Annotated in this window: 10 protein-coding genes and 1 pseudogene; 1 reads left to right on the top strand and 10 read right to left on the bottom strand. The window is 64.2% G+C overall.

What is annotated here, in order from left to right; translation table 11 throughout:
* Positions 1-5: 5 nt before the first annotated feature.
* Positions 6-800: a CSS-motif domain-containing protein gene (locus ACJA3S_RS13950; protein WP_406818910.1), complete on the bottom strand. Its 795-nt coding sequence runs from the start codon at positions 798-800 to the stop codon at positions 6-8.
* 144 nt (positions 801-944) lie between these two features.
* The gene (locus ACJA3S_RS13945) at positions 945-1,631 is read right to left on the bottom strand and encodes a type 1 glutamine amidotransferase domain-containing protein (protein WP_406818909.1); all 687 of its coding nucleotides are present in this window, start codon (positions 1,629-1,631) and stop codon (positions 945-947) included.
* Positions 1,632-1,690: 59 nt separating this feature from the next.
* On the opposite strand from ACJA3S_RS13945, the pseudogene ACJA3S_RS13940 reads away from it, so the two are divergent.
* A pseudogene (locus ACJA3S_RS13940) lies at positions 1,691-3,863 on the top strand (ATP-binding protein).
* 5 nt (positions 3,864-3,868) lie between these two features.
* Here ACJA3S_RS13940 and ACJA3S_RS13935 read toward each other — a convergent pair.
* The 8 genes from ACJA3S_RS13935 to ACJA3S_RS13900 all read right to left on the bottom strand — a co-directional run bounded on the left by ACJA3S_RS13935 (position 3,869) and on the right by ACJA3S_RS13900 (position 15,350).
* Complete coding sequence (locus ACJA3S_RS13935) at positions 3,869-5,482, bottom strand: response regulator (protein WP_406818908.1); 1,614 nt, start codon at positions 5,480-5,482, stop codon at positions 3,869-3,871.
* 80 nt (positions 5,483-5,562) lie between these two features.
* Entirely contained in the window at positions 5,563-6,618 is a 1,056-nt protein-coding gene (locus ACJA3S_RS13930) for a tetratricopeptide repeat protein (protein ID WP_406818907.1), read from the bottom strand.
* Positions 6,619-6,873: 255 nt separating this feature from the next.
* Positions 6,874-8,289, bottom strand: coding sequence for an efflux transporter outer membrane subunit (locus tag ACJA3S_RS13925; protein WP_406818906.1), 1,416 nt, complete (start codon positions 8,287-8,289; stop codon positions 6,874-6,876).
* Positions 8,286-11,465 (bottom strand): efflux RND transporter permease subunit, encoded by a 3,180-nt coding sequence (locus tag ACJA3S_RS13920; protein WP_406818905.1) that lies wholly within the window; start codon positions 11,463-11,465, stop codon positions 8,286-8,288. Before ACJA3S_RS13920 ends, ACJA3S_RS13925 begins: the two co-directional genes overlap by 4 nt.
* 12 nt (positions 11,466-11,477) lie before the next feature.
* A complete protein-coding gene (mexE, locus tag ACJA3S_RS13915; RefSeq protein WP_170030112.1) occupies positions 11,478-12,719 on the bottom strand; it encodes a multidrug efflux RND transporter periplasmic adaptor subunit MexE in 1,242 nt (413 codons plus the stop codon).
* Positions 12,720-12,971: 252 nt separating this feature from the next.
* Complete coding sequence (locus ACJA3S_RS13910; RefSeq protein WP_170030111.1) at positions 12,972-13,265, bottom strand: hypothetical protein; 294 nt, start codon at positions 13,263-13,265, stop codon at positions 12,972-12,974.
* Between the two features lie 84 nt (positions 13,266-13,349).
* Entirely contained in the window at positions 13,350-14,702 is a 1,353-nt protein-coding gene (locus tag ACJA3S_RS13905; RefSeq protein ID WP_406818904.1) for a GntP family permease, read from the bottom strand.
* Positions 14,703-14,810: 108 nt separating this feature from the next.
* Positions 14,811-15,350, bottom strand: a complete 540-nt coding sequence (locus tag ACJA3S_RS13900) for a gluconokinase (RefSeq protein WP_170030109.1) — start codon at positions 15,348-15,350, stop codon at positions 14,811-14,813.
* Between the last annotated feature and the right edge of the window lie 84 nt (positions 15,351-15,434).

Here is a 15,434-nt window from a genome sequence, read left to right as displayed (position 1 = left end):
CGCCGTCATGGATCGATGGCGGCGGTATCTGCCTTTCTCTTGCGGTTTTTGGCCAGGCCCAGGTATGTAATGAACATGCTGGCGACCCCGACCAGTACCAGCGAAGGGAGTACCTGATGCAGGGAAAGGCGGAACTCCTGCGCGGTATACCCTTTGGCGTAGCCTCCGATCACCACGTAGCCATATTTTTCCGATACTGCTCGCTGGTTGTATTCGACTTGCGAAGGACGTTGTGGGTCGCGGCTGTCGCCGTCGCTCCAGATGTACTGGTCGTTGAATTCCAGCAGCAAGGTCAGGCCGTCCTGAAAGGCGCGCAGTTCGTCGCGCAACAGTCGACCATAGGCGGTTGCGATGACACCGGGATCGCTGTGCGGTTTCTGGATCTTGATAATCGCCGCGTTGGGCGACGAAGGGGCGTCGAATGCCAGCTTCGCCTGCCGTCCGGACTCGGAGAAGGCAGAGAGATACTCCAACGGGTCCATGTCGGTCGCACAATACGCTTGTTGCCCGCGGGTCAGCGCCAATGAACGAAGGTGCGGGCTGCTGGCGACGCTCTGGTCCAGCGCATCCAGCACAACGGTACAGGGTTTGCCGGCCAGCGGCAGGATTGTTTCCAGGCTGGCCTCCATGCGGCCCAATGCCTGGTCGATACTGAAAACCGCCTCCTGAACGGAAATCTGGGCGTTCTCTTCAAGTTTCCTTTCCAGTTGATAATCCATCATCAGCAACCCGGATAGCACGGGTATGACGCCGATGGCCAGAATCAGCAACAGTTTTCGCCAATTGATAGTGTGAATCATGATAGTTGCCATAGGCGTGCCGCTCCGTTGACCCTTGCTGTTCGGGGTGAACAGGTCAGCATCGATCCTATGTGCTTGATGACAGGCCGGCTGTAGGCGACAAGTGTTGCAGCTTTACAGAAAAGCCGAAGCCCGTTGTCAGCTTCAACTCTGCTTCAGTTTCGCCAACACCTTCTCGGCCAGCAGGGCGGTGGAGGCCGGATTCTGCCCGGTAATCAGCCGATCATCGGCTACCACGTAGGGCATCCACGGGTCCTCATGCTTGCTGTAGTGGCCGCCGCGCGCACCCAGCTCGTTCTCCGTCAGGAACGGGACCACCTTGTCCAGCTCGGCGAGCTTTTCCTCGGTGTTGGAGAAGCCGGTTACCTTGCGCTCCTTCAGCAACAGGCTGTGGTCGCTGAGCTTGATGTTCAGCAGGCCGACAACACCATGGCAGACTGCAGCGACAATGCCGCCGTTCTCATATACCTGGCGCGCCAGTTCCTGCAGCGGCTGGTTATCGGCAAAGTCGTACATCACCCCATGGCCGCCGGTGTAGTAGATGACGCTGTACTCGGTGGCCTTCACCCGGCCAGGGCTCAAGGTACTGCCCAGGCGCGACATGAAACGTTTGTCGTCATACCACTGCCAGTCCAGGTCGGGGGCCATTGGCAGGCTGTGCGGGTCGACGGGGACGTAGCCGCCCAGCGGGCTGACATAATCGACCTTGTAGCCGGCTCTTTCGACTTTCTCGACAAAGTGCACGGCTTCCCCCAGCCACAATCCGGTTGCCCGCTTGAGGGTCGGATACTTGGCCGTATTGGTCAGCACCACCAGCATTTTCTTGCTCATGACCACGCTCCCGTCGGCAACCTGAGTGGGCCGTTGTTCCCTGGCCCAGGGGAAACCTAATGAGCATAGCCGTCCTGTGCACGTACGCCATAGCAGCTGGTGCGCGCTGTGCTACCTTGAACGAAAACCATGGTGCAGCCCTGAGCACAGCGGGAGTAAGAATAATTGGTCGCAAACGCTACGCCGCACGAACCTGCGTCGCAGGTCACCCTGCAACCGCCTGTTGCGCCGTTGGCCGAAACGATGGCCGAGCGGATTTCGCAGTTCGATTGGGGGCGTACTGCGCTTGGGCCCTGGCCGCGCTGGCCGGCATCGCTGCGTATCGCCGTCGACATGATGCATGTGTCACCGTTCCCGTGTGCCGTGGTCTGGGGGCCGGATCTCAACGTGGTCCACAATGATGCCTATCGGACGCTGCGGCCTGTTGCCCCGGATGCGTTGGGCATGGCCTTCGATGCATTGTGGAGCGACGTCTGGCCGCACATGGGGCCCTGGGTGTTCAAGGCCCTGGAGGGGCGCTCGAGTTTTGTCGAGGACCCTCCGCTGCGTATTGCCCGCAATGCCGGTGCCGAGGCACTTTGGTGTGCGTTCGGCTATGCCCCGTTGCACGATGAACTGGGCAGCGTGGCGGGGTTCCTGCACACCGTGATCGAGACTGCCGCCGACGTCGAGGCCCACCGTCATTGGCGCGAACAGGCACGCAGTTTCGAATTGCAGATCGAACGGCATGTGGCTGAACGCGAGCAATTCTGGCAACTGTCGCGTGACGCGATGATGACCGTGACCCCCGAACTGAGGATGTGCGCCGCCAACCCCGCCTGGTACCGCATCCTGGGCTGGAGCGAGGAGCAAGTGCGCGATGCGCTGGTGCTGGACCTGGTGCATCCGGCCGACCGGGCAGAGGTGCAGGTGGCCGTCAGCGGCTTCCTGCAGTACCGCAACAGCGAGCAGATCGAGACCCGCCTGCGCCACCGCGACGGCCATTATCACTGGTTTCGCTGGAGCGCGCGTTTCGATGGCAGCCTGCTGACTGCGGTCGGCCGGGATATCACCGAAGACCGTGAGGAAGCCGCTCGTCAATCCGAAGCACTGATGCGCAACCACCAGCGCCTGGAGGTGGTTGGCCAGTTGGCCGGGGGCATGGGCCATGAAATGAACAATTTGCTGTCCGGTATCGGCGGTAGTCTGGAACTGTTGCAGCGCCGCTTCCAGGAAGGGCGCCTGGAACGGGTCGAGGCGTATGTGGAAGTGGCGCGCGATTCGGTGCAGCGTGCCATGGAGCTGACCCATCGCCTGCTGGCCTTTTCACGCCATCAGCCGCTGGCGCCGAAGCCGCTGGATTTCAACCGGCAGCTGCGCTTGAGTGAGCCGCTGCTGCTCAGGGCCCTGGGCGCAGAGATGTGCCTGCACTGGCAGCTGGATGTCACCCCGTGGGCGGTATGCCTCGATAGCGTCCAGCTCGAAAATGCCTTGATCAACCTCTGCACCAATGCGCGCGAAGCCTGTCTGGAGCGGGGCAATGTCACCGTGCGTAGCGTCAACAAGCGTCTGACGGCCTGGTTCCCTGACGAAAAGGGTTTACCGCCAGGCGACTATGTCGCCTTGCATGTCGAGGATGATGGTCATGGCATGGCGGCAGCGGACATTGCCAGGGCCTTTGAGCCGTTCTTCACTACCAAACCCATCGGGCGTGGGTCCGGGCTTGGCTTGTCGATGGTATATGGCTTCGTTGGCCAGTCGGGGGGCTATGCCTGGATCGAGTCGGCGCCGAACCAGGGCACCCGGGTCTCCATGCTGTTTCCAAGGTGCCGTGAGCCGATTCCCGAGGCGCCTCGGGTGGTAGAGCGCGCACAACGCATGTCACGCGGCGAGCGCCTGCTCCTGGTTGATGACGAGCTGGGTTTGCGCGCGGTCATGCGCGAGTACCTGGCCGAGCGTGGTTTCGACATCACCGAAGCTGGCGACGCCAATACCGCGCTGGAGCGCTTCCGCCATGATGGCCCGTTCGACCTGGTGATCACCGACATCGGCCTGCCGGGTGGTTTCAGTGGCCGACAAGTGGCCAAGGCCATGCGCATGCAGCTTCCGCGTCAGAGGATCCTGTTCATCACTGGCTATGCGGACCAGCGGATCGAGCCGCAGTTGCTTGAACAGCCCGGCACCGCATTGATGAACAAGCCGTTCCCGCTGGCGGACCTTGCGGACGAGGCAATGCGCCTGCTCGACGAGTGAACTGTTCAGGGCCGGCCGAGGATCTGGCTCACCAGCGCCTGCAGTTGCTGCAGCTCGAACGGCTTGCCCATCAAGTGCATGCCAGCCGCCAGGAAGCCGTCGCGGGCCATGGCTGTTTCCGCGTAACCGGTAATGAACAGTACCGGCAAGCGCGGGCGCAGGTTGCGGGCAATCTCGGCCAACTGCCGGCCGTTCATGCCGGGCAAGCCTATATCCGTGAGCAGCAGGTCAATGGGTTGGCTCGAGCGCAGCACCTTCAGGCCGTGACTGGCATCGGCGGCACTGTGGCAGGCGAAGCCATCTTCGCACAGGGCCTGGCACAGCAATTGGCGCACATCCGGGTCATCTTCGACCACCAGCACGTGACGGCCACCGCCATGCTGCACGGCTGGCATCGGCTCGTTCGATGCCTGGGCCTGGCCCAGGTGGCGCGGCAGGTACAGCTCCACCTGGGTCCCTCGGCCGATCTGGCTATGCAGGGTGACATGGCCGCGGGACTGCTTGCTGAAACCGTACACCATCGACAGGCCGAGGCCGATGCCCTGGCCGATCGCCTTGGTACTGAAGAACGGCTCGAACGCGTGCTCCAGCGTGCTCTGCGCCATGCCCTGGCCGTCATCGATGATACGCAAGCACACATAGTCACCGGCACACAAGGCACCGTCCATGGGATGCCCGGCAGCAATCGACTGGTTACTCGCCTCGATGCGCAAATGACCGCCACTGGGCATGGCTTCGCAAGCATTGAGCAGCAGGTTGTCGAGGGCTTCCTGTAATTGCGCGCCATCGGCTTCGACAGGCCATAAGCCCTGGGCAATATCCACTTGCAGGCTTACGGCCGGGTTCACGCACGCCATCAGGCGCTTCGCCTGCAGCAGGTCATGCAGGTCGATACGCTGGCTATGCAGTGATTGCCGCGAGGAGAAGGCCAGTAGCCGATGGGTCAGTTGGGCCGCGCGTGACACCGCCTCGCGGCCCATGCGCAGCATGCTGCCCAGGCCGTCGCTGCGGCCCTGCTGCAGGCGCCGGTCGATCAGTTCGAAACTGCCGCCGATGCTGGTGAGCAGGTTGTTGAAATCATGTGCGACTCCACCGGCGAGCTGGCCGATGGCTTCCATTTTACGCGCCTGGTAGCGGGCGAACTCGTCACGCTCCCGGGCCTCGCCGGGTATGCCCTGAGCTTGCAAGCGTAGCTGCAGATCAAGCAGCTGGTCGCGCACCCGGTATTGCCGGTGTCGGTTGCGCAGTGCGGATTGGGCCATCTGCAGCAGTTGGGCGTGTTCGAACGGTACCGCCAGCCGTATCAGATTGCCCTGCGGAAGGTGACACGCAGGCGTGACGCCATGAGCGCCCTGGGTGAGCAGCACAATGGGCAGGTCCGACCAGTTGGGTTGCTGGTCGAGGAACGCCTGCAGCAAGGGGCTCGGGCCTGGATCGAAGACCTGCTCGGCAATCAACGCCAGGCCTGCGCCTTCCGCCAGGCCAGCCTGCAGTTGGGCCAGGTCGAGTGCGCACAGGCTATCGATACCGGCGCCAGCCAGCTGCCGAGCGACATCGGTAGCTAAGGACGACGGCGCCAGGATCAAGGCACGTTCGTCCAACGCCAACGAACTGGCCAAAACGTTTCTCCCGTAAGGGTGGTCCGATATCCACTGGACCCTGGCCACGGCCTCCGGGTTCAACCCAGTTGCAACTTGCCCTACAGGCCCTGTTGCAACACCGGGTCGTCCGGGTTCTGCTGCTCCAGCTCCGCCAGCAGCACCTGCACGTTCTGCAACTGGCCGGTTTCTTTCCAGTACTGGATCAGCAACACCCGCGCGCGGCGATTGGCAGGTTGCCGGTTGATTACGGCTTCCAGCTGTTTTTGCGCCGCGTCGTACTGCTCCAGCTCATGCAGGGTCACCGCCAGGGTGTAGCGGTAGTCGGTGTTGTCCGGGTCCAGCTCGACAGCACGGGACAAGGCCAGCAGGGCGTATTCGCGCTGTTCATGGCGGTTGAGCCAGAGGCCTAGCTCGTACTGCAGGAATGCCGAGTCGGGGCTCAGTGCCAAGGCCTTGGCCAGGACCTGCCGCGAGGCATCGTGATGGCCCTGGCGTTCCAGCAGGCGGACCTGGGTCGCCAATGCGTCGAGGTTGCCGGGGGCGACCGCGAGGGCGCGCTGCAGGGCGGTGGCGGCGCGCGGGTAATCGTTTTCGTGCAGGTACAGGCGCGCCAGGTGTACTTGGGCGTCGGCATCCTCGGGTTGTTCCTCAAGGGCCTGTTGATACTGTTCGAGGGCGGTCTGCAAGGGGCCGAAATACAGGCCGATGGCGTCCGGGTCGAGGCCCAGCAGGGCATCCACGGTGGCAAAGCGCACGCTTTGCTCGTCGTCGTCCAGCAGCGGGCCGAGCACCAGGCTGCGCTGCGCCGCTGGCAGCAGGCGGCGGATGCTGGCAATGGCCGCTCGCCGTACCAGCGGGTCGCCGTGTTCGAGGTCCTGGCGGGCAAGTTTCAATGCCTGCGGCGAAGGATAGTTGGGCAATTCGGCGTACAAGGCGGCACGTCGAACCGCAGGCAGATCGTTGCGTTGCAGTTGCTGGTACAGCACCCGCGCAGCGCCGGGCTGGCCTTCGTGGGCCTGGCGCAAGGCCTTGGCATAGCTGTGTGCAGGCAAGGTTGGCGGGGTTGGCTGGTCGTCGCGCCACAGGTAGCCGAACAGGGCCGATACCAGGATCAACAGCAGCAGGGCGATCAGGTAGCGGTTGCGTCTGGGCATCGGACGATCCGTGGCGGCGGGAAGGGCAGAGCTTGGGGCAGGTGAGGGGTAAATGCAACCGGGTGGGGAGAGGCAAGTGTCTGGCTTGGGTTTTGCGGTGGGGCGGCGCTCGGCCTCACAGGCAACGCACATTCCATGGCGTACACCCCGCGCCCGATATACCTCCCGGACCATAAAAAAGCCCCGCGGGCCTTCGCCTGCGGGGCAAACGGTTGGGGGAGGTGCCAACCAAAGGAGTCGTTGAAACAGGTCGAATCAGCGGGCGCTGGCGACGGTCTCCGGTTGCCAGCCGCCGCCCAGGGCCTTGTAGATCGAGACGATGCCGCGGTACAGCTCGACCTCGCCCTGGGCTTGCGCATCTTCCGCACTGAGCCGCTCACGCTCGGCATCGAGCAGCACCAGGTAATCCACCGTACCTTCGCGGTAACGAATCGAAGCCAGCTCCGCTGCCTTGCGGCTGGCATCGCTCTGGCGCATCAGCGACAACAGCCGCTGCTGGGTCTTGTCGTAATCGCTGAAGGCGTTGGCCGATTCTTCCAGGGCCAGCAACACTTGCTGTTCATAGTTGGCCAGCGCCCCTTCGGCATCGGCCTTGGCACCGCGCAGGCGGGCCCGCACGCTGCCCAGGTCGAAGGCGGCCCAGGTGATGCTCGGGCCCAGTGCCCAGGCGTTGGCCGCCGAAGAACCGATCTGCGAGCCGCGGGCGGCAGTAAAGCCTAGGAAGCCGCTGAGACTGACGCGGGGGAACAGGTCGGCCGTGGCTACGCCGACATTGGCCGTGGCCGCCGCCAACTGGCGCTCGGCGCTACGGATGTCCGGGCGACGACGCAGCAGTTCTGCCGGGTCTCCCACCGGCAGAGCCTTGGCGATCGCCGGCAAGGCCTTGGGCGACAGGTCGACGCTGAGCGCTTCGGGGCGTTGGCCAAGCAAGGTGGCGATACGGTGCCGGGCGCGGGCCTGTTCCGCCTGCAGTTGCGGCACCGTCGCCTCGACCCCGGCCAGGCGCGCGTCGGCACGCACCACGTCGAGGTCATTGCCGACCCCGGCGTCACGCAGGGTTTCAGTGATGGCCCGCGATTCCTGTTGGGTCTTGAGGTTGGCCAGGGCAATTTTCTCGCGCAACTGCGCGCCGCGCAGCTGGCCGTAGGCATCGACCAGCTCGGCGATCAGGCTGACCTGCAACTGCTGCAGGTCGGCTGCAGCCACCGCTTCCTGGGCTTCGCTGGCCTCGATCTGGCGCTGGATGCGGCCGAACAGGTCAAGCTCCCAGGCCATGTCCAGGCCCAGGTCGTAGCGCTCGCTGTTCACCCGTTGCGTGGTCTGGCCGGGGATCTGGCCCTTGCCGATATCGCTGCTGGCGCGGCTGGTGACTACCGGGAACTGATCATTCTCGGCGTCTTCACGGATCGAGCGGGCCGATTTCAGCCGGGCGAAGGCCACGCGCAGGTCACGGTTGCCGTCCAGCGAAGCCTGCACCAACTGGTTCAGTACCGGGTCGTCGAACTGCTTCCACCACAGGCTTTCGAAGCGGCTACGGTCGTAGGCCTTGGCCTGTACGTCGCTGCTCAGCTGCGCGGGTTCGGTGGCCGGTGCCTGGTAGTCCGGGCCTACCGCGCAGGCCGCCAGGGCCAGCGCCAGCAGGCTCGGGGTCAAGGGTTTGAGCAGGTTCATGCATGGCTCTCCAGCGAGTGCACGCGTTCGGCCTTGCGGGCCTGGCGGCGTTCGACAAAACGGCGGATCAGGAAGAAGAACACCGGGGTCAGGAACAGGCCGAACACGGTCACGCCGATCATCCCCGAGAACACCGCCACACCCATGGCATGGCGCATTTCCGAGCCGGCACCGGAGGAGAACACCAGCGGTACCACACCCATGATGAAGGCAATCGAGGTCATCAGGATCGGCCGCAGGCGCAAGCGGCAGGCTTCCAGCACCGCGGCCAGCGGATCGAGGCCCTCGGCCTGCTTGTCCTTGGCGAACTCGACGATCAGGATCGCGTTCTTGCACGCCAGGCCGACCAGTACGATCAGGCCGATCTGGGTGAAGATGTTGTTGTCACCGCCGGAAATGATCACCCCGGTAATCGCCGACAGCAGGGTCATCGGCACGATCAGGATCACCGCCAGCGGCAGGCTCCAGCTTTCGTACTGGGCGGCCAGCACCAGGAACGCCAGCAGCACGCACAGCGGGAAGACGAACAGCGCGGTGTTGCCCGCCAGGATCTGCTGGTAGGTCAGGTCGGTCCACTCGAAGGTCATGCCGTTGGGCAATTCCGCTTTCAGCAGCTTTTCCATCGCCGCTTCCGCCTGGCCAGAGCTGTAGCCCGGGGCCGCAGCACCGTTGATTTCTGCGGTGATGAAGCCGTTGTAGTGCATGACCCGGTCCGGCCCGGAGGTGTCGCTGACCTTGAGGAAGGTCGCCAGCGGGATCATCTCGCCGAGGTTGTTGCGTACCTTCAGTTGGCCGATCTGTTCGGCGTCGAGGCGGAACTGCTGCTCAGCCTGGACGTTGACCTGGTAGGTGCGGCCAAAGCGGTTGAAGTCGTTGGTGTACAGCGAGCCCAGGTAGACCTGCAGGGTGTCGAAGATGTCGGTGATGGCTACGCCGTGGGTCTTGGCCTTTTCCCGGTCGATGGCGGCATCCACCTGCGGCACGTTGACCTGGTAGCTGGTGAACAGGCCCGCCAGCTCCGGTACGTTGCGGCTCTTGGCGATGATGTTCTGGGTTTCCTTGTACAGCGCTTCGTAGCCCAGGTTGCCGCGGTCCTCGATCTGCAGGCGGAAGCCGCCAATGGTGCCCAGGCCTTGCACCGGTGGTGGCGGGAAGATCGCGATGTAGGCGTCCTGGATATCGGCGAACTGGGCATTCAGCGCGGCGGCGATCGCGGCGGCCGACTGGCTCGGGTCCTTGCGCTCGTCAAACGGCTTGAGCGGGGTGAACACGATGCCGCTGTTGGGGCTGTTGGTGAAGCCGTTGATCGACAGGCCAGGGAAGGCTACCGAGTCGGCTACGCCAGGTTGCTTCAGGGCGATCTCGCTCATGCGCTTGATCACCGCCTCGGTGCGGTCGAGGCTGGCCGCGTCAGGCAATTGGGCGAACGCTACCAGGTACTGCTTGTCCTGCGCCGGCACGAAACCGGTCGGGGTGGACGAGAAGCCCAGGTAGGTCAGGCCCATCAGGCCGGCATACACGAACAGGGCGATACCGCTGGAGCGGATGACCCGGCGCACGCCACCGACGTAGCGGTTGGAAGCCCGGTCGAAGAAGCGGTTGAACGGCGCGAACAGCCAGCTGCCCAGCAGCTTTTCCAGGAACCGCGAGAAACGGTCCTTGGGCGCATGGTGGTCCTTGAGCAGCACGGCTGCCAGGGCCGGCGACAGGGTCAGCGAGTTGAAGGCCGAAATCACCGTGGAAATCGCGATGGTCAGGGCGAACTGCTTGTAGAACTGCCCGGTCAGGCCGGAAATGAACGCGGCAGGCACGAACACGGCGCACAGGACCAGGGCGGTGGCGATGATCGGGCCGGTCACCTCGCTCATGGCCTTTTGCGTGGCATCCAGCGGTTTCAGGCCCAGGCCGATGTTGCGCTCGACGTTTTCCACCACCACGATGGCGTCGTCGACCACGATACCGATGGCCAGGACCAGGCCGAACAATGACAGCGCGTTGAGCGAGAAGCCGAACAGGTGCATGACCGCGAAGGTACCGATCAGCGAGACCGGCACGGCCAGCAGCGGGATGATCGAGGCGCGCCAGGTCTGCAGGAACAGGATCACCACCAGTACCACCAGCACCAGCGCTTCGAACAGGGTGTGCACCACCGCTTCGATCGAGCCACGGACGAACACGGTCGGGTCATAGACGATGCTGTAGTCCATGCCTTCGGGGAAGTCCTTTTTCAGCTCGGCCATTTTTGCCCGCACTTCGTCGGAAATCTCGATGGCATTGGAGCCTGGGCGCTGGAAGATCGGGATGGCCACCGCCGGCTGGTTGTTCAGCAGCGAACGCAAGGCGTACTGGCTGGAGCCGAGCTCAACCCGGGCGATGTCCTTCAGGCGGGTGATTTCGCCATCGGCGCCGGCGCGGATGATGATGTTCTCGAACTCTTCCTCGTTGACCAGGCGGCCCTGGGTGTTGATCGACAGCTGGAAGCTGGTCGCACCCGGGGCGGGCGGCGCGCCCAGCTGGCCAGCAGCCACCTGGCGGTTCTGCTCGCGGATCGCTGCCACTACGTCGCTGGCCGTGAGGTTGCGTGAAGCGGTCTTGTTCGGGTCGAGCCACACGCGCAGCGAGTAGTCACCCATGCCGAACAGTTGCACGTCGCCCACGCCGCCCAGGCGCGCCAGCTCATCCTTGATGTTGAGGATGGCGTAGTTGGACAGGTAGAGCATGTCGTAGCGGTTGTCCGGCGAGGTCAGGTGCACGACCATGGTCAGGTCGGGCGAGGCCTTGTCGACGGTGATGCCGATGCGGGTCACTTCCTCGGGCAGCTTGGGCTGGGTACGGGTGACACGGTTCTGTACCTGCACCTGGGCATTGTCCAGGTCGGTGCCCAGGGCGAAGGTGATGGTCAGCGTCAGTTTGCCGTCAGCGGTGGACTGGGAAGACATGTACAGCATGTTCTCCACGCCGGTGATGGCCTGCTCCAGCGGTGCCGCGACGGTTTCGCCGATGACCTTGGGGTTGGCGCCGGGGAAGTTGGCACGTACCACCACGGTCGGCGGCACGACTTCGGGGTATTCACTGATCGGCAGCTGGAACAGCGAGATCGAGCCTGCGATCAGCAGCACCAGCGACAGCACCGCGGCGAAGATCGGCCGGGTAATGAAGAATTTCGAGAAGTTCATCGGTGTGGTCCCTTAACCGCGTGGCGCCGGGGCGCTGGCGACTTTCACGTTGTTGCCCGCCACCTTCGGCGTCGGGTTGCTGGCCTCCAGTGCCTGGCGCTGCTGGGCGAGGGCGGCGAGGGTCTGTTCGCTGGCCATCGGGGTCTCTTCCGGGGTGACCGGCGAACCTGGGCGGACGCGCTGCAGGCCCTTGACCACGATACGGTCGTCCTTGCCCAGGCCGCTGCGCACGATGCGCAGGCCTTCCAGCTTCGGCCCCAGCTCCACGGCGCGGTAGGCGGCCTTGTTGTCCTTGTCCATCACCAGCACGAACTTCTTGCCAAGGTCGGTGCCCACGGCTTCGTCATTGATCAGCACGGCTTGGTACTGGGCGCTGCCGACCAGCTTCAGGCGCGCGTACAGGCCCGGGGTGAACTGGCCGTCGCTGTTGTCGAACACTGCGCGACCACGGATGGTGCCGGTGCGCGGGTTGACCTGGTTGTCGACGAAGTTCATCTGGCCCAGGTGCGGGTTGCCGGTTTCGTTGGTCAGGCCCAGGTATACCGGGGTGCTCTGGCCACGCTGGCCTTCGCGGGCCAGCTGGGTGTACTTGAGGTACACGCGCTCGTCGGCGTCGAAGTAGGCGTAGACCTTGTCGGTAGACACCACGCTGGTCAGCGGGGTGACATCGGCAGTGACGATGTTGCCGGCAGTGAACTGGGCACGGCTGACCCGGCCGCTGATGGGCGCGGTGACGCGGGTGAAGCTGAGGTTGAGGCGCGCCAGGTCAAGCTGGGCCTGGATCGCATCAACCCCGGCGCGGGCTTCGGCGGCGGCGCTGCTGCGCGATTCGGCAAGCTCCGCGGAGATGGCGTTGCTGTCCCGCAGGCGCTCGCCGCGGCGCGCTTCGTTGGCACTGCGGATGGCAGTGGCCTTGGCCTGCTGCAGTTGCGCTTCGAGGCGGCGGACCTCGGCCTGGAACGGGCGTGGGTCGATCTGGAACAGCAGGTCGCCTTTCTTGACCTGGGCGCCTTCGGTGAATGCCACCAGGTCGATCTGGCCGGACACCCGCGGGCGTACTTCGACGGTTTCCGGGGCCTCGAGGCGGCCGGTGAACTCGTCCCATTCGTTGATCGGTTGCTCGATCACCTTGGCCACACTGACCTTCGGCGCGGTGGGAGCCTGCACAGCGTCGGGGGTTCGGCCGCAAGCGCTGATCACCACCACTGCCAGGGCAGCGAGGGGAAAGCGCAAGGGTTTGAGTGATTGTTCCATGGAGAACTCCGCCAATGTATTAGTAGTGGGCGGAGTGTGAGTGTCTTGCGCGCGAGGCACGAATCGAACGAGACGAAGGTTATTATCACGCTGAATGATATCTGCCGATGAATCATCGACGGCGGCCATGGCGCGGCTGCCAGGCCGCGTGCCAGGGCGCCCCGCTGCATGCAGACAGGGCGCCGGCGCCTGGGTGCATTAGCCGGGTTCAGCGCGGCCACTGCAACCTGAGGCAGCTGGCAAATCGGCGTCTCAACGCTGACTGTCGCCGGTGCCCTGGCGCCCGGTGCCTTCCGAGCCACTGCCATCCATTCCCGGCAAGTCGCGGTTGTCGTTCTGCTTCGCCGGCGGGCTGTCGGGGTCGTTGCCCTTGATGCGCGGGTCGGTGTCCCGTGGCATGGGCTTCTCGATCGGGTTGAGGGTGCTGTCCACGCCCGGTTTCGGGGCCGGGTTGTGCGGGTCGTCGGGGTAGGTGGGGCCGGTACCGGCCGCCAGGGCCAGCGGCGTAGCGAGCAGGGCGATCAGCAGGATGCTTGGACGGTGCATGGCAGGCTCCTTTGCTTCGGGTAGGGCTGATACTTCCTTTCGGCCCTACCCGAAACGTCAGGGTGCCATTACCCCGATCAACGGTTACACCACCAGTGACAGCAACAGGATGAAGATGATGCCGACGATCGACAGGATGGTCTCCATCATGCTCCAGGTCTTGAAGGTTTCCGCCACGGTCATGTTGAAGTACTGCTTCACCAGCCAGAAGCCGGCGTCATTGACATGCGACAGGATCAGCGAGCCGGCACCGGTGGCCAGCACCAGCAACTCACGGTTCACCCCCGGCACCAGGTCGATCACTGGCGCAACGATACCGGCGCCAGTGATGGTGGCGACCGTGGCAGAACCAGTAGCGATGCGGATTACCGCAGCCACCAGCCAGGCCAGCAGGATCGGCGAAATCTCGGCCTGCACGGCCATCTGCCCGATCACGTTGCCCACGCCGGTATCGACCAGCATCTGCTTGAAACCACCGCCGGCACCGACGATCAGCACGATCGCGGCGGTTGGTGCCAGGCTCTGGTCGAGCATCTTCATGATCTGCTGGCGGTTGAAGCCACGGGCCGCGCCGAAGGTATAGAAGGCCAGCAGCAGGGCTGCGAGCAGGGCGGTGATGGGGTGGCCGATCAGGTCCATCCACTGGCGCACGATGTGCTCGGCAGGCAGCACCACGTCGGCGAAGGTCTTCAGCAGCATCAGTACCACGGGCAGCAGCACGGTGACCAGGGTGATGGTGAAGCTCGGCAGGTTGCCCTGGTCGGATTCCTTGGCGATCTGGTCCATCAGTTCCTGCGACGGGCTGCCCGGGATGTAGCGGGCGATGAAGTTACCGAACAGCGGGCCGGCGATGATGGCGGTCGGCAGGGCCACGATCAGGCCATAGAAGATGGTCTTGCCGATGTCGGCATGGAAGATGCCGATGGCCAGCAGCGGGCCCGGGTGCGGCGGGACCAGGCCGTGCACCACCGACAGGCCGGCCAGCAGCGGAATGCCGATCTTGATCAGCGACACCCCGGAGCGCCGGGCAACGATGAACACCAGCGGGATCAGCAGCACGAAGCCGATCTCGAAGAACAGCGGGATGCCCACCAGGAAGGCGGCGAACATCATGGCCCAGTGCACGTTCTTCTTGCCGAAGGCGCGAATCAGCGTTTGCGCGATCTGGTCGGCGCCGCCGGAGTCGGCCATCAGCTTGCCAAGCATGGTGCCCAGGGCGAGCACGATGCCGACGAAGCCCAGCACGCCACCAAAACCGTCCTGGAACGATTTCATCACCTTGGCCACCGGCATGCCGGAGGTCAGGCCAAGGAAGCCGGCCGCGAGGGTCAGGGCGACGAAGGGGTGGACCTTGAAGTGGGTAATCAGCAGGATCAGCCCGACGATGGTAACCAGCGCGTCGAGCAGCAGGAAGGTATCAGTAGCCAGTCCGAACATGGTTTGAAGGCCTCGGTATTATCGTTGTTTTGGCGTAGATGTTTGAAACTTTGCCCGCAGGTACGGGTCGGGTAGCGCTGTCTTTGCCAGGCCGATGAAGCCGCCGGGTCAGGCGGTTTGTGCCAGGCTCCGCTCACCGCGCTGCTTTAGCCAGCTGTCCACCGCCTCGGCAAGGGCATCGACGGGCTGGGTTGCGTCAAGTGCCAGGGTCAGGGGTTCGCCACGGGGCGATTCGAGGGCGGCGAACTGGCTGTCGATGAGGCTTGCCGGCATGAAATGCCCAGGGCGGGCCAGCACGCGTTTTTCCGCCTCGGCGGGCGACAGTTCGAGGAACACGAACACCAGCCCGGGCATGGCCTGGCGCAGGGTTTCGCGGTAGCGGCGCTTGAGCGCCGAGCAGGTCAGGATCGGCCGCTCGCCCGCCTGGGTGGTCGCCTGCAGTTCCTGGCCGAGGCGCACCAGCCAGCCGGCACGGTCACTGTCGTCCAGGGGAATGCCAGCGCTCATCTTGCGGATATTTTCGGCAGGGTGGAAAGCGTCGCCTTCGATCAGGCGGCCACCGCTTCGGGCGGCGATGGCAGCACCGATGCAGCTTTTGCCGCAACCGGCCACGCCCATCACCACGATGGCAGACAGGGGAGAATTCATCAGTACCTCCTGCGGGTGAGATAGCGCTGTCTCGTCGTCGACGAACAGTCACCTCCCCGGTGTTATTGATCTTGTCCTTACGCA

Source organism: Pseudomonas sp. KnCO4, from assembly GCF_045344305.1.
Classification (GTDB): domain Bacteria; phylum Pseudomonadota; class Gammaproteobacteria; order Pseudomonadales; family Pseudomonadaceae; genus Aquipseudomonas; species Aquipseudomonas anuradhapurensis.
This window is presented reverse-complemented; position numbering and strand designations above follow the sequence as displayed.

Bases quoted from the DNA above. Each gene is read 5' to 3' on its own strand.
- ACJA3S_RS13950 (WP_406818910.1), bottom strand. From the start codon at position 800: ATGATTCACACTATCAATTGGCGAAAACTGTTGCTGATTCTGGCCATC.
- ACJA3S_RS13945 (WP_406818909.1), bottom strand. From the start codon at position 1,631: ATGAGCAAGAAAATGCTGGTGGTGCTGACCAATACGGCCAAGTATCCG.
- ACJA3S_RS13930 (WP_406818907.1), bottom strand. From the start codon at position 6,618: ATGCCCAGACGCAACCGCTACCTGATCGCCCTGCTGCTGTTGATCCTG.
- ACJA3S_RS13925 (WP_406818906.1), bottom strand. From the start codon at position 8,289: ATGAACCTGCTCAAACCCTTGACCCCGAGCCTGCTGGCGCTGGCCCTG.
- ACJA3S_RS13920 (WP_406818905.1), bottom strand. From the start codon at position 11,465: ATGAACTTCTCGAAATTCTTCATTACCCGGCCGATCTTCGCCGCGGTG.
- mexE (WP_170030112.1), bottom strand. From the start codon at position 12,719: ATGGAACAATCACTCAAACCCTTGCGCTTTCCCCTCGCTGCCCTGGCA.
- ACJA3S_RS13910 (WP_170030111.1), bottom strand. From the start codon at position 13,265: ATGCACCGTCCAAGCATCCTGCTGATCGCCCTGCTCGCTACGCCGCTG.
- ACJA3S_RS13905 (WP_406818904.1), bottom strand. From the start codon at position 14,702: ATGTTCGGACTGGCTACTGATACCTTCCTGCTGCTCGACGCGCTGGTT.
- ACJA3S_RS13900 (WP_170030109.1), bottom strand. From the start codon at position 15,350: ATGAATTCTCCCCTGTCTGCCATCGTGGTGATGGGCGTGGCCGGTTGC.